Origin of the sequence: Blautia sp. CAG:237 (genome assembly GCF_000436615.1) — a bacterium.
Taxonomy (GTDB): Bacteria; Bacillota; Clostridia; order Lachnospirales; family Lachnospiraceae; genus Blautia_A; species Blautia_A intestinihominis.
In genome coordinates this window covers 17,281-40,981 of record NZ_FR886761.1, presented here as the reverse complement: position 1 = coordinate 40,981, position 23,701 = coordinate 17,281, and the positions used below count along the sequence as shown (strand labels likewise).

General features: G+C 47.0%; 22 protein-coding genes, 1 other RNA gene and 1 other annotated feature. Of the genes, 2 read left to right on the top strand and 21 right to left on the bottom strand.

Features of this window, described 5'->3' with window-relative positions:
* Positions 1–738, top strand: a 738-nt coding sequence (locus QZL69_RS11325; RefSeq protein ID WP_291519462.1) for an aldo/keto reductase, incomplete at its 5' end; no start/stop codon positions are given.
* A gap of 83 nt (positions 739–821) precedes the next feature.
* Here QZL69_RS11325 and QZL69_RS11320 read toward each other — a convergent pair.
* Genes QZL69_RS11320 through QZL69_RS11300 form a run of 5 tightly spaced genes read right to left on the bottom strand, consistent with a single transcriptional unit; the run spans position 822 to position 6,525 of the window.
* Complete coding sequence (locus QZL69_RS11320) at positions 822–2,186, bottom strand: MATE family efflux transporter (protein ID WP_022215317.1); 1,365 nt, start codon at positions 2,184–2,186, stop codon at positions 822–824.
* Positions 2,180–3,187: an NAD(P)H-dependent glycerol-3-phosphate dehydrogenase gene (locus QZL69_RS11315; protein WP_022215316.1), complete on the bottom strand. Its 1,008-nt coding sequence runs from the start codon at positions 3,185–3,187 to the stop codon at positions 2,180–2,182. The genes QZL69_RS11320 and QZL69_RS11315 overlap by 7 nt, the downstream gene beginning before the upstream one ends.
* A gap of 11 nt (positions 3,188–3,198) precedes the next feature.
* Entirely contained in the window at positions 3,199–3,849 is a 651-nt protein-coding gene (gene plsY, locus QZL69_RS11310) for a glycerol-3-phosphate 1-O-acyltransferase PlsY (RefSeq protein WP_022215315.1), read from the bottom strand.
* A 5-nt stretch (positions 3,850–3,854) separates the two neighbouring features.
* Entirely contained in the window at positions 3,855–5,180 is a 1,326-nt protein-coding gene (gene der / locus QZL69_RS11305; RefSeq protein WP_022215314.1) for a ribosome biogenesis GTPase Der, read from the bottom strand.
* A complete protein-coding gene (locus QZL69_RS11300) occupies positions 5,143–6,525 on the bottom strand; it encodes a DUF512 domain-containing protein (RefSeq protein ID WP_022215313.1) in 1,383 nt (460 codons plus the stop codon). The genes der and QZL69_RS11300 overlap by 38 nt, the downstream gene beginning before the upstream one ends.
* Positions 6,526–6,692: 167 nt before the next feature.
* Here QZL69_RS11300 and QZL69_RS11295 point away from each other — a divergent pair, with 167 nt between their 5' ends.
* Positions 6,693–7,865, top strand: a complete 1,173-nt coding sequence (locus tag QZL69_RS11295) for a ribose-phosphate pyrophosphokinase (protein WP_022215312.1) — start codon at positions 6,693–6,695, stop codon at positions 7,863–7,865.
* Positions 7,866–7,960: 95 nt separating this feature from the next.
* On the opposite strand, the gene pgeF is transcribed toward QZL69_RS11295, so the two are convergent.
* The 16 genes from pgeF to QZL69_RS11215 form a co-directional block, all read right to left on the bottom strand.
* Positions 7,961–8,812: a peptidoglycan editing factor PgeF gene (gene pgeF, locus QZL69_RS11290; protein WP_022215311.1), complete on the bottom strand. Its 852-nt coding sequence runs from the start codon at positions 8,810–8,812 to the stop codon at positions 7,961–7,963.
* Between the two features lie 22 nt (positions 8,813–8,834).
* Positions 8,835–9,185, bottom strand: a complete 351-nt coding sequence (locus tag QZL69_RS11285) for a YraN family protein (RefSeq protein ID WP_291519465.1) — start codon at positions 9,183–9,185, stop codon at positions 8,835–8,837.
* 54 nt (positions 9,186–9,239) lie between these two features.
* Positions 9,240–9,995: a ribonuclease HII gene (locus QZL69_RS11280; RefSeq protein ID WP_022215310.1), complete on the bottom strand. Its 756-nt coding sequence runs from the start codon at positions 9,993–9,995 to the stop codon at positions 9,240–9,242.
* Positions 9,996–10,853, bottom strand: a complete 858-nt coding sequence (gene ylqF / locus QZL69_RS11275; RefSeq protein WP_022215309.1) for a ribosome biogenesis GTPase YlqF — start codon at positions 10,851–10,853, stop codon at positions 9,996–9,998. It abuts the gene before it with no gap.
* 7 nt (positions 10,854–10,860) lie between these two features.
* Positions 10,861–11,454 carry a signal peptidase I gene (gene lepB / locus QZL69_RS11270; RefSeq protein WP_022215308.1) on the bottom strand — a complete coding sequence of 198 codons (594 nt, stop codon included), beginning with the start codon at positions 11,452–11,454 and terminating at the stop codon, positions 10,861–10,863.
* Between the two features lie 90 nt (positions 11,455–11,544).
* Complete coding sequence (gene rplS, locus QZL69_RS11265) at positions 11,545–11,892, bottom strand: 50S ribosomal protein L19 (RefSeq protein ID WP_022215307.1); 348 nt, start codon at positions 11,890–11,892, stop codon at positions 11,545–11,547.
* A gap of 121 nt (positions 11,893–12,013) precedes the next feature.
* Positions 12,014–13,015: an OmpA family protein gene (locus tag QZL69_RS11260; RefSeq protein WP_022215306.1), complete on the bottom strand. Its 1,002-nt coding sequence runs from the start codon at positions 13,013–13,015 to the stop codon at positions 12,014–12,016.
* A gap of 14 nt (positions 13,016–13,029) precedes the next feature.
* Positions 13,030–14,661, bottom strand: coding sequence for a MotA/TolQ/ExbB proton channel family protein (locus QZL69_RS11255; RefSeq protein ID WP_022215305.1), 1,632 nt, complete (start codon positions 14,659–14,661; stop codon positions 13,030–13,032).
* A gap of 170 nt (positions 14,662–14,831) precedes the next feature.
* A complete protein-coding gene (locus QZL69_RS11250) occupies positions 14,832–15,446 on the bottom strand; it encodes a histidine phosphatase family protein (protein WP_022215304.1) in 615 nt (204 codons plus the stop codon).
* Entirely contained in the window at positions 15,446–17,863 is a 2,418-nt protein-coding gene (pheT, locus tag QZL69_RS11245) for a phenylalanine--tRNA ligase subunit beta (RefSeq protein ID WP_022215303.1), read from the bottom strand. The genes QZL69_RS11250 and pheT overlap by 1 nt, the downstream gene beginning before the upstream one ends.
* A 155-nt stretch (positions 17,864–18,018) precedes the next feature.
* Entirely contained in the window at positions 18,019–19,038 is a 1,020-nt protein-coding gene (gene pheS / locus QZL69_RS11240; protein ID WP_118252470.1) for a phenylalanine--tRNA ligase subunit alpha, read from the bottom strand.
* A 66-nt stretch (positions 19,039–19,104) separates the two neighbouring features.
* Positions 19,105–19,327 (bottom strand) — a binding site (T-box leader).
* Between the two features lies 1 nt (position 19,328).
* Positions 19,329–20,234, bottom strand: coding sequence for a YihY/virulence factor BrkB family protein (locus tag QZL69_RS11235; RefSeq protein ID WP_022215301.1), 906 nt, complete (start codon positions 20,232–20,234; stop codon positions 19,329–19,331).
* A gap of 115 nt (positions 20,235–20,349) precedes the next feature.
* A complete protein-coding gene (locus QZL69_RS11230) occupies positions 20,350–21,522 on the bottom strand; it encodes a SpoIID/LytB domain-containing protein (protein ID WP_227222445.1) in 1,173 nt (390 codons plus the stop codon).
* A 60-nt stretch (positions 21,523–21,582) separates the two neighbouring features.
* Positions 21,583–22,635: an aldose epimerase family protein gene (locus QZL69_RS11225; protein WP_022215299.1), complete on the bottom strand. Its 1,053-nt coding sequence runs from the start codon at positions 22,633–22,635 to the stop codon at positions 21,583–21,585.
* Between the two features lie 64 nt (positions 22,636–22,699).
* Positions 22,700–22,878: non-coding RNA, 6S RNA (ssrS, locus tag QZL69_RS11220), on the bottom strand.
* Between the two features lie 65 nt (positions 22,879–22,943).
* A partial coding sequence (locus tag QZL69_RS11215; RefSeq protein WP_291519453.1) for a class I tRNA ligase family protein occupies positions 22,944–23,701 on the bottom strand: 758 nt, incomplete at its 5' end.

Genomic DNA, 23,701 nt, shown 5'->3' with positions numbered 1-23,701 from the left:
AATGCCATCATATCCGCAGCCAAGAACGGCTACCGCCTGTTCGATACTGCTTCTGCATACAAGAACGAAGAGAGTGTCGGACGTGGTATTGCACGATGCGGAGTTCCGCGTAAGGATCTTTTTATCACCACCAAGATCTGGAATAACGCACAGCGTCTCGGAGATGTGGACGGGGCTTTTGAGCGAAGCCTTGACCGTCTTGGTCTTGATTATATCGATCTTTATCTGATCCACTGGCCGGTTCCGGGATGTTATCTCAATACCTGGAAGGAAATGGAGAAATTTCTTGAATCTGGACGGGCTCTTTCTATCGGTGTCAGCAATTTTGAGATCCGTCATCTCGAAGAACTTCGTAAGGTATCCGGGATCATTCCTGCAGTCAACCAGATCGAATGCCATCCTCTCTGCTATCCGCGGGAGCTCATTGAATACTGCCAGGCAAACGGGATCCAGGTACAGGCTTATGCTCCACTGGCGCGAGGCGCTTATCTGGACAATGATATCCTCTGCGTACTTGGTACGAAATATGCACATACGCCTGCTCAGATCGGACTTCGCTGGGCTGTTCAGAAGGGTATCTCCGTAATTCCAAAATCCACCCGCCCGGAGCGTATTGCTGCCAATGCACGTATTTTTGATTTTGAGATTGAGCAGGAGGACATGGATCTTCTCGACACGCTCAATCAGAATTACCACAGTTCTCATGTTCCGGAGGATCTGAGAGATACTATTTTTTGATTATTTTCATATTATACGCGGTCAAAAGCCGGTTGATCACCTTTTGTGTATGATCGACCGGCTTTTTTAAGCCTTACATTCAGTTATTCGAAGATATCTTCTCTTGTGATATTCTTTGCCCATTCTCCCTTGCGGTAATGACGGATGACCCATGGCCATTTTACAAATTCATCGGTGCACAGAAGGAAATATACCCAGAGCACCGGAAGCTTCAGCACGAACGCCGCAAAGAATCCAAGCGGTACTGCATAGACCCACATATCGATCGTATCACAGATCAGACCGAATTTCGTATCGCCTCCTGCACGGAAAACCCCGGCGATCAGCGCTGTGTTTACCGCAGATCCCATGATATAGTAGCTGTTGATCAGGAGCATATATTTCAGATAGTGCATTGCCGTATCATTCAGAAATGCAAATCTCAGTACAAACGGAGTTACCGCCAGTACGATCACACCTCCTACTGCTCCTGCTACAACTGTCATCTTCAGCATTCTGGACGCATAGGATTTGGATTTCTCGAGTTCTTCCTGTCCCATCACTCTGCCGAGAAGGATCGTTCCTGCACTCGCGATCGCAAAGCAGAAAACAGATCCTACGTTTCGAACAACAGTAACCAGTGAATTGGCTGCCACCGCCTCTGTTCCAAGATGTCCCAGAATTACAGAATACATGGAAAAAGCCACACTCCAGGAAAGGTCATTTCCAAGTGCCGGGAGAGAAAGGTGGATGAAATCATTCAGCAGCGTCTTGCTTCGGATAAACATATAAGCTGGATTCAGTTTTACATCTTTGCTCAACAAAGATACGATCACGCAGGCAACGAGCTGTATCAGCCTGGAAGATGCCGTTGCGATCGCCACACCGGTCACTCCAAGCTTCGGTGCTCCAAACAGTCCAAAAATAAAAACGGCATTCAACAGAATGTTTAGTCCAAATGCCAGCATATTCAATGTCATACTGATCGTCACGCGGCCGATGCTTCGAAGGATCGCAAGGTAGATTTCTGTCACTCCCCAGCAGAGATAGGTGATCCCCATGATCCGTATGTAAGAAGATCCGATCGCGATCAGTTCCTGATCTGAAGTGAATAATAATAACATCCTCTGCGGCATGGTAAATGCAGCCAGTGCCACAAGTACTGAGATTGCAAGCGAAAAGCGAAGGGCAATTCCCTCTACGGCATGGATCGCCTGCATGTTTTTCTTGCCAAAGTACTGTGCACACAAAAGGGATGCTCCAGTGCCCAGTCCATAATATACCATAAACAGAATGTTAGAATAATTTGCTGCCAGTGATACTGCCGAGATCGCAGACTGTCCTACATAATTCAGCATGATCACATCCGATGAGTTTACTGCCGCACTGAGCAGGTTCTGAATGATGATCGGAATCGCAAGCTTGAACATCTGCCGGTAAAAATCGTCTTTTTTGACTGTTTTTACCATGGCAGCATTGGTGTTTCTACTTTTTTGTCGCGGAGCATCAGGTCTCTTACGGCGTCGGCTGCTGGTTTGTCTTCAAACAGGACTTTGTTGACTTCCATGATGATCGGCATCTCTACTTCGTATTTCTCAGCAAGGCTCTTGGCTGCCTTGGCGGAATAAACGCCCTCGACGACCATCTGAACTTCATCCATTGCCTGCTGCATCGTGTATCCCTTACCGATCAGATAGCCGGCCTTGCGGTTACGGCTGTGGACACTCGCGCAGGTTACGATCAGATCTCCGATCCCGGAAAGCCCTCCAAAAGTCTCCACTCTGGCGCCCATCTTCGTTCCAAGGCGTGCGATCTCCGCAATCCCTCGTGTGATCAGAGCCGCCTTGGTGTTGTCTCCATATCCAAGTCCGTCTGCGGTTCCTGCCGCAAGTGCGATTACATTCTTGAGTGAGCCTCCAAGTTCTACGCCGAGCGTATCCGGTGTCGTATAAACGCGGAATACAGGACTTGTAAAAATCCCCTGGAGATACTCTGCTGTCTCTCTCTTCGGTCCGCTGATCACGCAGGTCGTCGGAAGCCCTCTTCCCACTTCCTCTGCGTGGCTCGGTCCGGAAAGCACGTAGACGCCTGCTGCCGGGATCTCTTCGCTGATGATGTCTGTCATGGTCATCAGGGTCTTTTCTTCGATTCCCTTGGCAACATTGACAATGATCTGTCCTTCCTTTACATCAGCTGCCATCAATTTCGATGTACTTCTGATATATGGGGACGGCACAGCCAGAACGATCACTTCTGCGGTTTCCACGCAACTTTTCACATCTGCAGTAAGATCGATATTCTCCGGGATATGTACCCCCGGCAGTTTGGAAGTAAGTTCTCTCGTTTCTTTGAGAGCATCTACTTCTTCCTGAAATCTGGACCAGAGACGAACCTCATGTCCATTATTGCTCAGAAGGACCGAAAGTGCAGTTCCCCAGCTTCCTGCTCCCAATACACTGATTTTTGCCATTATGCTACCTTTTAACCTTTCTTTGATTTTCCGACAAGTACTTTGTTTTCTTCTCCGCGTACCAGCCTCACGATATTGGCTCTGTGTCTCCAGAACGCAAGGCAGGTCAGAAACACCATCACCCCGTACATCTCCAGGGTGTGTGGTCTGTCCATCCCGTAAGCACCATGCTCGCCGCGCACGATCAGTGCGATCAGTGCAACCATATAGCAGCTTAATGAGCACAGTGAAACATAATGTGTCAGGAAAAAGATCACAAAGAACACGATCGCACAGAGGACAAAAATTCTCCAGTCAAAAGCGATCAGAAATCCAACAGATGCCGCGATTCCCTTTCCGCCGCGGAATCCAAGGTTGATAGGAAAGTTATGACCAAGGACACAGCCTGCTGCCGCATAGATTGCAAGCAGAGGCATGACACCAGCGGCAGAGTTACGGAAGATCAATCGCACGACCACGATCGCCAGCACACATTTGAGGCAGTCGCCAAGAAGCGTCATCGCGCCGGCTTTTTTGCCAAACGTGCGCAGGGCATTGGTGGTTCCTGCATTGCCACTTCCATGTTCACGGATATCTGTCTTATGCATCTTTCCAATAATATAAGAAGTCTGGAACAGTCCAAAAACATAACCTACCAGAAGGCATATCAAACGTTCAGTCATTTCATTCAACTCTTTTCCCCGCGTTCACGGATAATAAATTTCAGCGGTGTGCCGCGGAAACCGAATGCATCCCTTACCTTGTTCTCGATGTAACGGGTGTAGGAGAAATGCATCAGTTCTTTGTCATTTACAAAGATCACGAATGTCGGCGGGCGCACTCCAACCTGAGTCATATAGAAGATCTTGAGACGCTTGCCACGGTCAGACGGCGGCTGCTGCATGGCAACGGCTTCTGCGAGGATCTCATTAAGAACACCGGTCTGGATACGGAGTGTCTGGTTCTCGATAACTGCATCAATGGTCTCAAAAAGCTTCGGCAGACGCTGGCCTGTCTTGGCAGAGATAAAAACAAGTTCTGCATACGGCATATACGCCAGCACTTCTCTGATGCGGTTTGTGTGTTTGTAGATGGTCTTGTCGTCCTTCTCAACGGCATCCCATTTATTGACCGCGATGATAACGCCCTTGCCGCGCTCATGTGCGATTCCGGCGATCTTAGCATCCTGCTCAGTGACACCCTCTGTCGCATCGATCACGATCACGACAACATGTGCACGCTCTACTGCTGTCACAGTACGGATCACGCTGTAACGCTCGATCTCTTCTTTGATCTTGCCTTTGCGGCGGAGTCCTGCGGTGTCGATAAAGATGTATTCTTTGCCCTGCCATTTGACTTTGGCATCGACGGCATCTCTTGTAGTTCCTGCAATATCGGATACGATCACACGGTCCTCACCAAGCAGACGGTTGATCAAGGAAGACTTACCTACGTTCGGTTTACCTACAACAGCGATCTTCGGAATGTCGTCGTCCTCTTCTGTGTCAAGTCCTTCCGGGAATTCCTTGACGATCTCATCCAGCATATCGCCAAGTCCGGTACGGTTGGCTGCGGAGATCGGTATCGGTTCTCCGATACCAAGGTTATAAAATTCATAAACGTCCATCATATATTTCTGAACGCTGTCTACCTTGTTTACAACAAGAATGACCGGTTTCTGGCTGCGGCGCAGCATATCTGCAACCTTCGCATCAGAATCCACAAGTCCCTGCTGTACATCTGTGATAAATACGATAACATCGGCAGTGTCGATCGCAATCTGTGCCTGCTCTCTCATCTGAGAAAGAATGATGTCACCGCTGTCCGGCTCAATTCCGCCAGTATCGATCATGGTAAAGGATTTGTCCAGCCATGTCACATCAGCATAAATTCTGTCACGGGTCACACCCGGTGTATCTTTTACAATAGATATCATTTCGCCTGCCAGGGCGTTAAACAACGTGGATTTGCCGACATTAGGCCTGCCCACTATTGCTACTACTGGTTTGCTCATACATTTGTCTCCTTGTCTGTTTTTTATTCTGAACGGGATCCAGTACAGAAGATACCAGATCTTCCCCGTCTTCCTCTACGATTACGATTTCTCTTCCAATTGCCTTTGAAACATCATCCACGGTCAGATCATCCAGAAAAACATTCTCACCGCTTCTGAGCATATTGCACGGGATCAGAACTCTCTCACCCAGCTTGCGGTTCGAAAGCTGTTCTTTCAGGTCGGTGCCTGTGATAAGCCCGGAAACTGTGATCTTTTCGCCGAAGAAATTGTTCCTGATCGTGATCACTTCATATTCAAGATTCGGATATTTCGTGGAAATCTTTTCGAGACATTTCTCGATATAAGGTGCTGCCAGCTTGCCGGTCGCAACGGTAATGGATCTTGGTTTCTCATCTCCCGTACGTTTCTCAACAGCTAGTCTAACCTCTGTATCCAGAAGTCTCAGCATTCCCACTCCGTTCTCAAGCTGAAGATAACCATCATACCGCTCTTCCTCCGGAAGTTCCAGTCCTGCGAGAATATACCACTCATCAGAAGCGTGGATGAAATGGATTCCATGTTCCTTGTACATCTTGCGCTGCCAGCGATGGATCTGTTCGAGAACCTTGATCGCATCCTCACGTTCAAAACTTTCCAGCGGGTAAAGTCCGTCACGGAATTTCGTCAGGCCTACTGGGACCACTGATACACTCTGAAGGACCGGCGCATATGCAGAAAGTTTCTCCAGGCTGTACTCCAGTTCCTCACCATCGTTGACTCCCTTGCACAGAACGATCTGTCCGTTCATGGTGATCCCCGCCTCGTAAAGCTGGTCCACTTTCTTGAGGGCATCCCCCGCGAAACGATTGTGGAGCATCTTGCAGCGAAGCTTCGGATTCATTGCCTGGAAAGAAACATTGATCGGAGACAGGTGATATTTGATCACCCTCTGAATATCCTCCTGGCTCATATTCGTCAATGTCACATAGTTTCCCTGCAGGAAGGAAAGCCTGGAATCATCATCCTTAAAATAGAGAGTCTCCCTCATTCCCGGCGGCATCTGGTCGATAAAGCAGAACATGCAATGGTTGCTACAGGAACGGTAATCATCCATCAGGCCATTCTCAAACTCTATTCCCAGATCCTCATCATAATCCTTCTCCACTTCCAGCTCCCAGATCTCTCCGTTGGCTTTCTCTATAAGAAGTTCTATATATTCATCGTTCATCAGATAACGGTAATCAAAAACATCCTCCACCGCCTGATGATTGATCTCTGCCAGCACATCTCCCGGCTCCAGCTCCAGCTCCTCGCCGATGCTTCCAGGAAGAACTTTGGAAATCTTATGTTTCTTTTTTTTCATGGTGTTCCTTTCTTTTTGTCATTCGGATATGCCTTCGTCCATATCCGGATCATTACTATGATAACAATTCTCCGGGTAAAAATCAATAAATTCCTTGACGGGATTTAGGTCAAATGTTATAAATGTAGTAGGACTCAGTTTGAAAAACTATACCTAGGAGGAATATTATGCCAAATATAGAGTTACTTGAAAAAGCGACCCCGGTTGCTCCCATCCGTATTGCAGCACTTGCCGGATGTCAGGATCTTGCAAAAGAGGTTGACAAGAAACTTGTAAAATTCCGTAAAGAACTTGTAGCAAAGAAGAAACCGAGCACTGTACCACAGGGATACAGCCTTCCTTCTTTCCTTGTCGAGTGCGAATGCGTCCGCTTCGGTACCGGCGAGGGCAAGGGTTACATCAAAGAATCTGTACGTGGTGCCGATCTCTTTATCATGGTAGATATCACCAACTACACAGAAACTTACACCGTATGCGGTCATGAGAACCACATGTCACCGGACAACCATTATCAGGATCTCAAGAGGATCATTTCCGCAGCTACCGGTAAAGCTCATCGTATCAACGTCATCATGCCGTTCCTTTACGAAGGACGTCAGCACCGCCGTACCAAGAGAGAATCTCTTGACTGTGCACTGATGCTCAAGGAATTAAGTGATATGGGCGTTTCCAACTTTATCACTTTTGATGCGCATGACCCACGTGTACAGAACTCCATCCCGCTCAACGGATTTGATAACTTCTTCCCGACCTACCAGTTCCTCAAAGCACTGGTTAAAGAAGTCAAGGACTTCAAGCTTGACAACGATCATCTGATGATCATCAGCCCAGATGAGGGTGCGATGTCACGAGCAGTATATTTCTCTAACATTCTCGGTGTTGATATGGGTATGTTCTACAAACGTCGTGATTATTCTACCGTTGTCAACGGCAAGAACCCGATCGTTGCCCATGAGTTCCTCGGAGATTCCGTAGAGGGCAAGGATGTTGTCATCATCGACGATATGATCTCTTCCGGAGAGAGTATGCTCGATGTTGCCAAGCAGATCAAGGAACGTAAAGCAAAGCGTGTCTTCATCTGTACTACTTACGGTCTGTTCACAGACGGTCTCAAGAAATTCGATGAATACTATGAGAAAGGCTGGATCGACAAGGTTATCACCACCAACCTGAACTACCGTGATCCTGAACTGCTCACAAGACCATATTACGTCGAAGCAAACATGAGCAAATACCTTGCAAGTATCATGGACATCATCAACCATGACTTATCTGTAGAGAAAGTTCGTTCCAGCAACGAAAAGATCATGGAGCTGATGGAAAAAGTAAGCAAACGCTGATTTTTTTCTTACATGTATATTTACGGGCTGTATACAGTTTTTGTACTGTATGCAGCCCGTTTTTTATTGCCTGTGCAGTTGTTAGTTGTATCTTATCAGCGGATCCCCAGAAATGCCCCCAGATTTCCTCTCCTGCCATGGGAAGCCCTGTGCGAAAAAAGGAATTCCGGATTGCAGCAGGTGCACAGATTTGGCATGGAAATATGCTCTTCTTTCAAGCCTGCCCCCAGCATGATCTGGTGATTTGCCTCCCAGAGATCCAGCTGGTATTTGCCATCCGGCTTACCATAAAACAGAGCATCCCACTTGTCTTGTGGGAAAGCAGCGCGGAACTGTTCGATCACATCTTCACTCACTTCATAACAGTCCTGGCAGATGGATGGACCGACTGCGCCGTAGATCTCCGACGGGTCAGAGCCGAATTCTTCCTGCATCCTTCGAACTGTGACCTCCCCGATCTTTGCCACCGTTCCTCTCCATCCGGAATGAGAAAGTCCGATCGCTCGGTGCACCGGATCGATAAAGTACAGAGGCACACAATCCGCGTAAAATGTCGCAAGGACCAGCCCCGGTACATTGGTGATCATCCCATCCACGTCTGTGTACGGTCTTGGTTTCGTGATGCCGTTTCCGCGGTCTTCTTCTGTGACAAGGCGCACATTTGCTGTATGTGTCTGGTCAGAAGTCACGATATCTTCCATTTTGAAACCGACTGCATCTGCCAGTCTGCGATAATTTTCTCTTACCGCCTCGTCTTTGTCACCTCTTGTAAAACTTAAGTTCATAGAAGAATAGATTCCCTCACTGACACCGCCAAGTCTGGTGCTGAATGCATGCACAAATCCCGGCAGTCTGTCAAATTCCGGATAGGTAAGATACGTTACACCTTCTCTTGTATTCACATGCATCCTGGGTTCGTTTTCCTGATGCCATTTTATCTTTATCATCGTGTACTCTCCTCTCTGCATTTTATCCGCAGTAATCAAATGCATTTCTGATCCACTGGATCTCATCTCCGTCAATTGCCACCACATCAAATCTGCATGGAGGCTCCCCATATCCATAACGGAGCAGATAAAACTGTGCCGCCCTGCTGATCCGACGCTGTTTCTTAAAGTCTACGGCTGCTGCCGCTTCTCCGGAAGTTGTTGTCGCCCGGTATTTCACTTCTACAAAAACAAGATATTTTCCGTCTTTCGCAACCAGGTCAATCTCGCCTCCCCGGCAGAAAAAATTGTGTTCAAGGATCTTAAGCCCTTGTTTTTCCAGAAAGGCAGCCGCCTGTTCTTCACGACGACTTCCTACTTTACGTTTGTTGATACGCGCCCGCTCTTTTCTTTTTTATGTGTCGGTATCTTTGGTATTTATAAAATTTTATACGAAGTGTGTGATAAAACTTGCTCTGTGTATCGGGGACGGACCATATTTCTTGAGGGCTTCAATGTGCTCCGATGAGCCATAGCCCTTATTGGAAGCAAATCCGTATCCCGGCAGAGTCTTGTCATACTCAACCATCATTCTGTCCCTTGTGACCTTGGCAACAATGCTGGCCGCTGCAATGGATGCGCTCTTGGCATCTCCCTTGATGATCGGAACCTGCGGGATCGTCACCTGCGGAATCGTCACTGCATCGTTGAGAAGAAGCTGCGGAGTGACTTTAAGCTTACTGATTGCCTCCCGCATTGCCTCATACGTCGCCTGGAGAATGTTGATCTCATCGATCCTCTGTGGACTTGCCATGCCGATGCCTACCGCGACAGCTTTCTCCATGATGACATCATAGAGTTCTTCTCTCTTGTGTGCTGTCAGTTTCTTGGAATCGTTCAGATAAAGGATATCATGATCCTTCGGCAGAATCACTGCGCAGGCAACCACCGGTCCTGCAAGCGGTCCCCTTCCAACCTCATCAATACCACAGAGATATCCCAGATGTTCGTATTCATGCTCATACTGCATCATCTGCTCCATGCGGAGTTTTTCCTTCTCAAGATTCTCCAATTTCTTCTGATACTGAGAAACGATCTTCTGTACGCCGCTTCTCTGGTCCTCCGCGTAACCTGCACACAGATCTGCCCACTGACCTTCACTGGCTGCGGCAAATTCTTCTTTGATCTCGCCTATCTTTTTCATTTAATTATTCTCCTGCTGTCCTGCCCATTCCAGGGTAATGCGTCCGATCTTGCCTCCGCGGAAATCGTCGAAGATCAGCCCGGAAGTCTTCACATAGTCCAGTTCTTCTCCACGTTTCAGGCAACCCCTCGCTCTGGCGATCGCCTCAAGTGTCTCAAGTGGAGTTCCCTCCTCAGAAATCCCATAACGTTTCTCAAGGGCTCCCGGATAATCCTTTTTCAGTTTCTCGAGAAGCCAGAGAGCCAGTTCCTCGATGTTCAGGATATCATCCTTGATAGAGCCGACACAGGCAAGGCGGATTCCTACAAGCTGGTCTTCAAATTTCGGCCAGAGAATTCCCGGGGTGTCCAGAAGTTCTACGTTCTTATTCAGGCGAATCCACTGTTTGCCCTTGGTCACACCCGGTTTGTTTCCGGTCTTGGCACAGGCTTTTCCGGCAAAGGTGTTGATAAATGTGGATTTACCAACATTCGGGATTCCGGCTACCATCGCACGGATCGGACGGTTCTTGATCCCTCTTCTGCGATCACGCTCGATCTTTTCTTTGCAGGCCTCCTGGATCACGTTCTGGATCATTTTCATTCCCGAACCGCTGCGTGAATCGACTTTGACTACATAAAAGCCCTTGCTCTGAAAGTATTCCTTCCATGCTTCATTCTGTCTCTCGTCTGCAAGATCAGCCTTGTTCAGAAGGATCAGACGGGATTTGTTCTGTCCAAGCTGGTCGATATCCGGGTTCCTGCTGGAAAGCGGCACTCTGGCGTCTACCAGCTCTATGATCAGATCGATCAGTTTCAAATCTTCCTGCATCTGTCTTTTTGCCTTGGTCATATGACCAGGATACCATTGTATATTCATATCTGTCTTAACCTTTCATAAAACCAAACTTCTTCATCGGCGAGCAGGTAAACCACAGCTTACCGACAATGTATCGTTTCTTCACATTTCCAATATCTGCATATCGGCTGTCCTCACTGTTGTTCCGTTTGTCTCCCAGGACGAAATACTCCCCGGATTCCAGCGTTACTGTAGTGGAAGCCAGCCCCGGATTCGTGATCTCAGGAAACTGGTTTGCCTCTTCGTATTCTTTGCCGTCGATCAGGATCTTGCCATTCGAGATCTGGATCCGTTCCCCCGGAAGCCCGATCACTCTCCGGATATGCAGAGCCGCATCATCACTGGCACTCGTCCGAAAAACGATCAGATCGCCTCTCTGCGGCGAAGAAAACTTATATACTGCTTTATTTACAAAAAAACGGTCGCCGACGGAGATCGTCGGTTCCATAGAATTCTCCTGCATTGTCACAGTCTGAAACATCATCAATGCCACAACTGCTGCAAACACAAGTGTCACGGTGATCTGAAAGGCCCATTTCAGGATTTCCCGGGTCTTGCGGTCCTCCAGTTTCGCCCTCAGTTCCAGGACTTTGGGATGTTCTTTCCAGTTTTTTATATCCATAACTGTTCTCTCCATAATGGAAAAGAGGGACAATAGCTGTTCGTTATTGTCCCTGCTTTTAAAACTTTTGAAATTTTCAGATAAAATACATTATCTAACGCGTTCTTTAACCTTTGCAGCTTTACCTACACGATCTCTCAGGTAGTTCAGCTTAGCACGGCGAACTTTACCCTGACGGATAACTTCTACTTTAACAACGTGTGGGGAGTGAAGCGGCCATGTCTTCTCAACACCAACACCGTTGGAGCTCTTTCTTACTGTGAAAGTTTCTCTTGTGCTTCCGCCCTGTCTCTTAAGAACAGTTCCCTCAAAGATCTGGATTCTCTCACGGTTTCCCTCTTTGATCATAGCGTGTACTCTTACTGTGTCACCAACGCGGAACTGCGGTACTTCTGCTTTTAACTGAGCAGACTCAATGTTTTTGATAATGTCGTTCATTTTATTCTCTCCTATTCTTATCTGGATGTTCTTAATACATAATCTTGTAACAGAGGACCATCGTTTTTACAACATGTACGATTATACTATAAAAGATTCTTAATTGCAAGAAGTTTTTTATTTAATTCGCAGATGTATTGTCGGAAGAGGAAGCAGTATCTGAAGAACTGCTCATGATCTGGTTCAGTTCATCGATCATCTCCTCATCCTTCAGGCGGAACTTGATCTCCACTCGTCTGGATGCATCCTTATCGACATTTCCATCTGCGTCAAGGACAGGATTCGCCATGGAATGCCCGTTTACTGTCAGATAATTCTGAAGGTTCGCTGACTGTGTGGAATCCAGGAAATTCCCCTGAATATCAAGAAGATACTGAGCCACCGCCAGAGATCTCTGCTGGGAGAGCTGGAGGTTATAGCTGTAATCTCCGTCTGTATCGGTATAACCGTCAATGATGATCTCTGCAAGATACTTCATATAATCATCCTGCAGAAGAACTTTACAGTAGATCGGAAGGATCTGCTCCAGTGCCTGCTTACCGGCATCGGTCAGTTCTGCTTGGTCATAGTCGAACATGACACTTGCTTCCAGCGTCAGCGCACCGGTCTGTGCATCGATATCTACATTGATATTATTTTTGGAAAATTCATTCTTCAGTGCCTCGATAACCTCTGCCTTGACACCGATGATCTGGTCGATCTGTTCCTGCTGGCTCTTAAGCTGTGCAGTTTTGGTATCAAGAGCGGACTGCTGGTTCTTGAGTGTTGCTTCCTGTTCTTTGAGCTTGGCCGCCAGTGCAGTCAGCTGTTGCTGCTGCTCATCCAGTTTTTCCTGCTGTGTCTTGAGCTGTTCATCCTGGCTCTTGAGCTGTTCGTCCTGATTCTGGATCGTTCCTTCCTTCTCATCGAGGGCAGTCTGCTTGTCCAGAAGCTGCTGTGTGTATTCTTCCTGAAGAGCGATTTTGTCATCTCTCTCCTGGATACTCTCGTTGTAGCTTTTTTGGGCTTGAAAAAGGGTCACACACATGATCAGCACAAAAAGCAGAAGGACACCTGCCATCATATCAGAATAAGAACGCCAGACATTGAAGCCGTTGTTTTCTGATTTTTTCTTTCTGCGCATCTGATTCTCCTATTCTATCTGAATATACCAAATTTGCCTTTCTGTGCTCCCTTGGTCAATTCGCGTAAATTGCGGTTCAGTTCTTCAAGAAGTGCCTGCTGCTGATCTCCCTGCTGCTCCAGAAGTTCTTCTAATTTGTCGAAAGACTGCTTCTGTGTCATCTGTCCGGCAGTCAGTGTCACATTCTTGCTGCTTCCTGCCGCGGAAATATCCGCAAGAAGACGGCGTACCTGATCCATGGTCTTGTAAGACAGTTTCTGGTAATTCATAAATTCCTGAAGTCTCGCATCGAACTCTGCAACAACCTGCTGATTTGCCTGTGCAAGTTCTGCATTCCGCTTGCCGGATGCTGTGATCTTATCCATTCCCTGTGCAGCCGCCTCGACATATTTCTGCATAGTCTGGTTACATGCAACCCAGAACTTCGCGGAAGAAGATTCTGCTTCCTTGAGATAATCCGCAAGGTGCTGATAATCTGCCTGCTGTTCCTTCTGGATCGCCTGGTTGTCCTTGAGGATGCGGCCAGCCATATCCAGATAATCCTTCTGAGCGGCGCTGGTATCCTCAAGCATGCTTCTCATCATATGCTCATGCTCCGCATAGGCCTCACTTAACTGACGGCTCATGGACTGATAGAGATTTGTCGTGTAATTCGTATTATCCGTCTGTGCATCCTTAAGCTGTGTAAGTGCTCTGCCAAAATCCTCGAACTGTGTCTTGAAGGAAAGATTCATTTCCTTAAGGAACGTATCCAGGATCTCCTTGATCGCATCTTCCTGGCATCTGGTGACAGAATTGACCAGCACATCGAGAGAATCGTTCATCTTCTGGAAAGTCGGAGTGATGACTTTCTCAAAGCTGTCTGCCATCTGCACAGAGAATTTCTCTGCCATCTGTTCCATGGCTGCTGTCTGGTTCTTCTGGCTTGCAACCAGAATATTCATGGACTCGCTCTCAGCAGTCGGCATGACATATGTATGGAAACGATCCAGAAAGCTCTGGAGATTGGATGTCAGAGAAGAATATTCTGATTTCATGCCACAGCTGTAAACGATGGACATCGCAATACCATAAATAGAAGTCAGGAACGCAACCTTGATACCATCTACCAGAGACGCAACGGAAGTTGTCATCGCCTCATAGTTGCTTGGTTCAAAGTTCTTAAGTCCCCATACAAGACCTACGAAAGTACCAAGGATACCAAGGCTGGTAAAGATATCCGGCACCATTTCCAGAAGCCTCTTGTGAATGTGTTCATCCACGTCTTCTTCATTCAGATATTCCTCAATATCACCAATTCCCTCCTGACTCTGAGAGATCGTATCGGTGAATGCCTGCATCTTGTCATCCAGATAGCGGTGATGAAAAATGCCGTTCAGGGAAGAAAGCTTGCTTGTATCGATCTTGCCTGGTGACTGAAAAATATCCTTAAGCTCATCTGCCGCATCACGGAATGCTCTGGAAAGGTCATTCATGCGGAACATTCCGCCGAACATTCCCACCGCATAAGCGATCACCATAATTCCCAGAAAGCAGAAGTTGTAAACCAGTATGCTGGCAGCTCCGCGGCCAACATAAAGTGTCATTCCGACAGCCGCGATCACAACTGCCAGAAAAAGTATTATATTTAACGCTTTTTTTCTCATAGCTTACCTCCTATTTCTGTTTCTTATCATATCATACCACTTTTTTGTGAACAAGTTGTTTTCTCCACTTTACCAAAAGTCTCACACTTTAGACACATTTTCCCCGGATAACACAAAAACAGCCCGGAAGCTCTGTCAAAAAGTTTCCAGGCTGTCTTATTTCGTTTTATTTATGCATATACTTTGTCATCTTCCAGAAGAACGGCCTTGCCATCTGTGACCTCAACTACATTGACACTGCAGTTTGGAGGAACAAAACCATGCCAGAAATCCTTCGGATCATTATATACATTATGAAGAAGTGCTCTTACCGCACATCCATGAGATGCGATCAGGATCGTCTTATCCTGAAGAGCGGGATCGTGGATGAGTTCTTCCCAGAAGTCCTTTGTCCGAGTGAGGATATCCTGAATGTTTTCCCCATCCTTCGGACGTTCAAAGTTCCATGGATCTGTAAAAAACTTCTCCATCTGCGGATCCAGATATTCACGCGCATCGTTCATGCACACGACACCTTCCAGGACACCGAAGTTGATCTCCTGGATCCTTGCATCCTCGATCACCGAAACCTTTCCCGACTGTTTCTCAAGGATCAGCTCGGCTGTCTTTCTGGCTCTTATGAGCGGGCTGGTGATACAGAGGTCAAAAGAAACATCTTTTAATGCTTCCCCTGTCTTTTCGGCAAGAAGGATTCCATTTTCGGCAAGCGGGATATCTGCTACTCCCTGTACCTTATGAAGTTTGTTCCACACAGTTTCCCCGTGCCGTACAACATAAAGTTTCATCAGCTTCTCAGCTCGATTCCAAGGTCTGTCAGACCATTCAGGATCTTCTTCATTGCTGCTGTGATCTCAGCTTCTTCAAGAGTCTTTTCATGATCACGGAATACCACGGAATAAGCCATGGACTTGTATCCAGGTTTGATCTGTGCACCCTCGTAGATATCGAAGAGCTGGTAGGATTCAAGGATCTTGCCGCCTCTCTGCTCAAGGACATCCTCGATCTGTCCTGCAAGGACATGTTTCGGAACAACCATACTTAAGTCACGGGTAACTGCCGGATATTTGGCGATTCCTGTAAATTTGTGGTTGAATCCGCAGAATTCAAGGATATTCTGGATATCGATGACTGCGATGTAAGTTCTCTCACCGATTCCATAGTTATCTGCAACGATCGGATGAACTTCTCCGAGGTAACCGACTACTTTGCCTTCGTAGCTGATGTTTGCCTGTCTGCCCGGATGCAGATAAGTCTTGTTGCTGTCCGGTGTGTAGTGGACTTTTTTCTTCATTCCGGATTTTTCGAAGAATTCTTCTACAACGCCCTTCATATCAAAGAAGTCTCCTGCGCCGTACATTCCAAGAGTGAAGTGTGTTCTCTCATCCGGAAGTTCTGTCAGCGGCAGTGCTTTTGGCAGATATACTTTGCCGATCTCATACAGACGAACGCCTTTGTTTCTTCTGTTGTAGTTTGTTGCCAGAGAAGAAAGCATGCCATGCAGAGTTGTTGTACGCATGATGCTGTAGTCCTCTCCAAGCGGGTTGCTGATTGTGATCGCTTTGCGAAGGTCGCTATCCTCCGGAATGCGAAGTTTGTCGAATACTTTCGGGCTTTCGAAGGAGTAGGTCATTCCCTCTGAAAATCCGCAGTACTCAGCGATATCTCTTGCCACGTTCTCGATGCGGAGTTTGAATGGAAGTCTTCCTGTGGTAGCTTCTCCTGTCGGAAGTGTGGTCGGAATCTTGTCATATCCGAAGAATCTTGCAACTTCCTCTGCCACGTCTGCCATGCAGTGGATATCCTGACGGAATGTCGGAGCTACGATCTCATTTGTCTCCGGGTCCAGAGTCAGTTCTACTTTTGCAAGGTATGCAAGCATTTCTTCTTTTGTAAGGTCTGTTCCGAGAAGTGCGTTGATGCGCTCCGGCTCAAACGGTACTCTGGAAGGTTCTCTTGTCTCGTTACAGATATCTACGATTCCGCCTACGACTTCACCTGCTCCCAGTTCTTCCATAAGCTGGCATGCACGGTCGATTGCTGCTTTGGCATTGTTCGGGTCAAGACCTTTTTCGAATTTACCGGATGCATCGGTACGAAGTCCGATCCTCTTGGAAGAAAGACGGATGTTTGTTCCGTTGAAGCATGCTGCCTCAAAAAGTACCGTGTGTACATTGTCTGTGATCATGGAGTTTTCTCCACCCATGATTCCGGCGATGCCGACTGCTTTCTTGCCGTCGCAGATCATCAGAACCTGGTCGTCCATCTCACGTTCCTGACCATCCAGAGTTACAAATTTCTCGCCTGCCTTTGCACGGCGTACAATGATCTCTCTGCCTTCGATGGTATCCAGATCGTATGCATGCATCGGCTGGCCATATTCTTCCATAACATAGTTTGTGATATCAACGAGGTTGTTGATCGGGCGGATTCCGTTGGAAGCCAGACATCTCTGCATCCATTTCGGGGATGGTCCGATCTTGACGTTTTTGACAACTCTTGCTGTATATCTCGGGCAAAGTTCCGGATCTTCTACGGTAACTTTGACATAGTCAGATGCTTTTTCGTCGTTTCCTGTTTCTTTTACTACAGGAGGAACGAATTTTTTGTCAAAAGTGGCTGCTGCTTCTCTTGCGATTCCAAGTACACCGTAGCAGTCTACACGGTTGGATGTGATCTCGTATTCAATAACAACATCATCAAGACCGAGTGCTTTGATCGCGCTCTCGCCTACAACTGCATCTTCCGGGAAAATGTAGATGCCGTATTCCGGAGCTTCCGGATACATTTCTCTTGTGCTTCCAAGTTCTTCGATGGAGCACATCATACCGCAGGATTCTACGCCTCTGAGTTTACCTTTTTTGATCTTGATGCCGCCAGGAGTCATTTTGCCGTCATGACCGCCTGCAACACGTCCGCCGTCCAGAACGACCGGTACTTTGTCTCCTTCTTTGACATTCGGGGCACCTGTTACGATCTGAATGGTCTCTGTTCCGATGTTTACCTGGCAGATGATGAGTTTGTCTGCATCAGGGTGTCTTTCTATTTTGTCAATCTGTCCGATCACGATCTTGTCGAGATCTGCATCCAGTTTTTCGAAGCCTTCCACTTTTGTTCCTGACAGTGTCATGGCATCTGTGTATTCCTGGGCTGTTACATCCAGATCCGGCACATACATTTTAATCCAGGACATTGATGTATTCATGTTTTATATCCACCTTTCGAATTTTTCATAATAGACTATGCAAGAATTGAACTAGTGTACTTCGCTCAACGATGCCACCGCATCGCCTCGTTCAGTCGCCTTGTCGATGAAAAAACATTCTGCGTTATTTAACTGAAAGTCAATGAGACAGCACACTAGAATTGTTTAAGGAAACGTACATCGTTCTCATACAGAAGTCTCATATCGTCGATCTCATATTTGAGAAGTGCGATACGCTCAAGACCTACACCAAATGCGAATCCTGTATATTCATTCGGGTCGATGCCGCACATTCTCAGTACGTTTGGATGAACAGTACCGCAGCCGAGGATCTCGATCCAGCCGGAACCCTTGCAGAAACGGCATCCTTTGCCGCCGCACTTGAAGCAGGAAACGTCTACCTCTGCGCTTGGCTCTGTGAATGGGAAGTGATGTGGTCTGAATTTTGTCTTTGTCTCTGGTCCGAACAATTCCTGTGCAAACTCCTGAAGAGTTCCCTTAAGGTCTGCAAATGTGATGTTCTTGTCGATGACCAGACCTTCGATCTGATGGAAAGACGGGGAATGTGTTGCATCTACTTCGTCAGAACGGAATACACGTCCCGGTGCGATCATACGGATCGGAAGTTTGCCTTTTTCCATGGTACGTGCCTGTACCGGGGAAGTCTGGGAACGAAGAAGGATAGAATCATTGATAAAGAAAGTATCCTGCTCGTCTCTTGCCGGATGGTCTTCCGGAATGTTCAGTTTGGTGAAGTTGTAGTCTGCATATTCTACTTCCGGACCTTCGACTACTTCGTAGCCCATTCCGATAAAGATACGCTCTACTTCTTCCAGTGCGATGCTGTTCGGATGACGATGTCCGATCATTGCCTTTTTTGCAGGAAGTGTAACGTCGATCACTTCTGCTTTCATTTTTTCTTCGCGAAGTGCTTCTTCCAGTTTCTTTCTGGTTGCTTCCAGATGTTCCTCGATCCTGGTTCTTGTCTCGTTAACCATCTGTCCTACTTTCGGACGGTCTTCCGGAGCAACATCTTTCATACTTTTTAAGATTGCTGTCAGCTCACCTTTTTTGCCAAGGTAAGCAACTTTTACTTCATTCAGTTTATCCGGACCGTCTGATTCTTCGATCCGTTTTCTGGCTGCTTCTGCCAGTTCCTGAAGTCTTTCCTTCATATCCATGGTTTTGTATCTCCTTTTTGTTTATTTATTACAGCATCAAAAAAGACCCCGTCCCACATAAAAAGGGACGGAGTCATTATCCGCGGTACCACCCTGTTTCCTGCTAAAGAGCAGGCACTCGAGTCATGCTTAACGCGCATCAACGTCATCTCCTACTGAAATAGTTCAAAGATGAAGCTCCGGCGGGAAAATAAGAAACTGTCTGAACTTAAGGGGGCTTACAGCCGCTGACTCCCTCTCTCTGAAAGGAAACAATTCCCTGAAACGCCTTCAAAGCCTTTGACTTATCTTTTCTTACTATGCCACATAGTGAAAAATCTGTCAAGATTTTTTTTGACCATCTGCCATAAAGTAATCTGTGCCTGACGGAACTGATTCTCAAAATAAGCATTGATCTCTGCACCGTAAAGCAGAAGGTTCATACAGCAGTAGAGCCACAGCATGACCATGATCAGTGCCGACAGACTTCCGTACATGTTGCTGAAATTCGGGAAAAATGTAAAATACAGCGAAAAAAAGTACGAAAACAGCGACCACGCGACAGCTATGATAAAAGCTCCCGGAATCTGGCTCTTGAGCGATGCTTTACGGTTCGGAAGGTAACGGTACAGCACCAGAAATACAAGAAACAATACTACAAATACAAGAAATGTCTTGGCACTCAATATCCTTCCAAGGACTTTCCCCAGAAACGGCATATGAATCACAAGCACCGCATGGATCCGGTTTCCCATGACAAGAAGCAGAAGGCTTATGATAATTGCGATCACAAACAGAAACATATACAGCATAGAATACAGTCTGTTTATCAGCCAGTTTCGGGTCTCTTTGACATGATAGATCACATTCAGTCCCGTAATGAGTGACTGCATACCCTTGCAGGAGGACCACAGAGCAAAAACACCTGAGATCGGCACGACCGCTGCGCTCTTGGTAAATACTTCTGCAATGATCTTGAGTACAAAATCCTGAAGGTTTGTCGGAACAAACCCGATAATAACCTGTCGAAGCATCCGATAGGTCAGCGGGGTATATTGGATCAGTGCGGTAAGAACCAGCACAAAGGGAATAAACGACATGATCAAAAAGTATGCCGCCTGTGCAGCGTAAGCACCGATATGGTCATTTTTGGTCCGGTCCATAAAGCCCAGGATCAACTGTACCGTGCTTTTGGCTTTCTTCTCTTCCATATTTCTTCTCCTGGTATCAGCAAATTTGTCTATTGACCATTGTACCATATCGTGTACAATGTGACAAGTTTGAGTTACTGTTCGCTCCGCACACAGCTACTGAGCAAAAAAACACTTATTTCACACCATAAATGTCTACAAACTCAATCTCCCGAAAAAAATATTCCAGGATCTCCTCATAGCTGTATCCTTCCTTTGCCATCTCATTCGCGGCAGTCTGACTCATTCCTACGCCGTGCCCGTATCCCCCGCCTTTCAGGGTGATTCCATCCGCATCCTGGCTCTGGATCTCGAAGTAGGCACTGGGGAGAAGTTTTCCCCCTTCTGTAACGCTGCCGTCTTTTTCTGTGATCTTGCAGCCCCTGGGAGAAAGAAATTCCCTTATGGAATACTCTCCGTCAACCGTTCCTGTTCCACCCTCTGTCGTTACGGTAAGTTCTGTCACTGCACCGCTCTGGCTTTTCTTCTGAACAGAAACTGCTTTCAGTTTTCCTGCGAGGTTCAGAAGGGAAACGGCCTTCTCTTCTAGAGCAGTCCAGGGGATCTGCACCGTCCATGCACTCCAGGGCTCTTCTGCGTCAAATTCACAGGGAACGCTTTTGAGATAAGATGCAGTTTCGCTAACTCCCCAGATCTCATCCGTGCTCGTCACACCCGCCGAGGTAGAAAAATAATACGCCTCTACAGGCTGTCCATTCTGGGACAGGATCATTCCTTCGGTTTCCCTGACCGCTTTTGTTGTCGATTCCTGTGGTGCAACATTCTGGTAAACCTGATAACTTACGCTGTCATCCACATCTGCACCATATTCATGGAGTCTGCTGCCCTGCATCTGCTTCCAGGCGTAGGTTCTCGCACAGACTGCCTGCGCTTTGAGCGCTTCTTTTTCGTATGTGGATGGCATCTCACTCGGTACAACTGCCTCCAGATATTTTTCCAGCGGAAGAATATTGATCGCCAGAAGTCCCTCTTCACACGGCCGGATCTCAAGTCTGCCGCCATAGGAAGGTGTCCCGCACTGCCTGTGGATCGACGGGATCAGGATTCCTCCTTCCTGCTCCGGGATCGAGATGATCTCATTTCTTCCACGCAGTGCCTCCGCTTCATAGACAGTCTCTTCTCCATTTAAGGAAATTGTCACAGAATCATGATATACAAACTGAAAATCAGAATCTGTAAGTGCTACCCGGATCTCGGGTTCTGTTTTGTTTTCTTTCGTCTGTCCGGCTGCTGCACAGTCATGTACAGACAATTCATTCAGCAGTACCACAAGCAACACTAAATACACATAAAAAAATCTGGCTTTCCTCATAATCCATTATATGAGGAAAGCCAGAAAACATGGCTGTTATTTTCTTACAGAGAATCTGTAAACTGTCTCAGAGTAATATTTCTCTCCTGCTTCCAGAACTGGTGAATGGAAATTCTCTACATTGACTGCATTCGGCTCTACCTGTGTCTCAAGGCAGAATGCCTCACGTTTATTATAAACATGTCCGTTCTTACCGTGCTCATCCTCCACGAAGTTTGCCGCATAGAACTGTACGCATGGGCAATCTGTAAGAACATCCATCTGGATACCGGATTTCTCTGACCACGCAGAAGCGATCTCACGGATGCTCGCCTTGTTGTATCCGTCTGTCACATAGTTATGGTCAAAACCTCCTGTGAATTTGAGCTGTTCAAAATCAGCCTCGATATCTCTGCCGATCTGCTTTGCGGTACGGAAATCCATCGGAGTTCCCTCAACAGATGCATTCTCGCCAAGCGGAATGGAATCCTCACGGACCGGAGTGTATTCCTGCGCATGAATGGTAAGATACTGGTCCATTGCAGTGCCGCTGCCCTCTCCGTTCAGGTTGAAATAGGAGTGGTTCGTCATGTTTGCAACGGTTGTCTTGTCGCTCACACCGGAGTAAACGATGCGGACTGCATTCTCCTCTGTCAGCTCATAAGTAACAGAAACTTCGAATTCTCCCGGATAGCCATTCTCTCCATCAGGACTGATCCTGGAAAAAGTAACTGCATTCTGTCCCTCTACTGCAGATGCATTCCACAGTTTCTTCTCAAATCCGTCCGGGCCGCTGTGGAGATTGTTCTTGCCTTCGTTTGGCGTCAGTTTGATCTCTGTGCCATCCAGCATAAATCTGGAATCTGCGATACGGTTGCCGCTTCTGCCGATGCATGCTCCGAAAAAGCATCCATTTACAAAATAGCTCTCAAGATCATCGTATCCAAGGACTACGTCTGTCAGTCTGCCATCCTTATCCGGCACGCAGACATTCACCAGGATCGCACCATACTGTGAAACTTCTATGTAAGCTCCTGCCGCATTCTCAATGTGATAAATATGTGATTCTTCACCTGAAGGTAAATTTCCAAAAATCCTCTCTGTTACCATGCTGTAATTCCTCCCGATTCATTCTTCAAAAAAAGAGCCATATACAAATGGCTCATTCTTTCTTAATTCCCCCGGAATGCCGTTCCCTTCCATTTGACGCCTAGCTTTCGCCAGGTTGGGTGTCCTCAACTGATGATCTGCCTTCCACGACGAGAGGCCTGACATCACAGCAGCGATGTTGGATTCCCTATTAATAAATGTAGGTTCAAATAAAAAAAGGGGCATCGCACATTCCAGGAATTCTTTTGTTGTATTTTATTGTACTCTATTGTATGTGATTTTTCAACATAAAATGTTGGAAAAATTTATTATTTTGCAACAAAGTTGATGATCTTGTTCGGTACATAGATCTCTTTGATGAGGTTCTTGCCTTCGAGGAAGGAAGCGATCCTCTCATCTGCTTTGGCGATCTCGAATGCCTTCTCTTTCTCACAGCCGTTTGGAAGAACTACAGTTCCTCTTACCTTACCATTTACCTGTACACCGATCTCAACTGTCTTGGCAACAGTCTTGCCTTCATCGTATACCGGCCAGGAAGCAACTGCAAGCAGACCTTCTCCGCCGAGGAACTCCCAGATTTCTTCGCAGAGATGCGGAGCAAACGGGCTTAAGAGCTTGATAAAGATGCCCAGGTCATCTTTGCTGAGGCGTCCTTCTGCTGTGATCTCGTTAAGAAGAGTCATCAGGCTGGCGATCGCTGTGTTGAACTTCAGGTTCTCGATATCGGAAGAAACTTTCTTGATGGTACGGTGGATCTTCATTTCCAGTTCATCGGAAACAGGTTCCTCAGAAATGAGATCTGTCAGACCTGCCACACGGTCAAGGAATTTCTTGCAGCCTTTTACAGAGCTGTCACTCCATGGAGTTGCTGCGCCGTAATCACCCATGAACAGTACATAGGTACGAAGAGTATCTGCACCATATTCTTCTACGATGTCAAGCGGGTCAACAACGTTTCCTTTGGATTTACTCATCTTGTCTCCGTCCGGTCCGAGGATCAGTCCCTGGATGGAACGTTTTGCATATGGTTCCGGTGTGTTGACAACACCCAGGTCATACAGGAAAT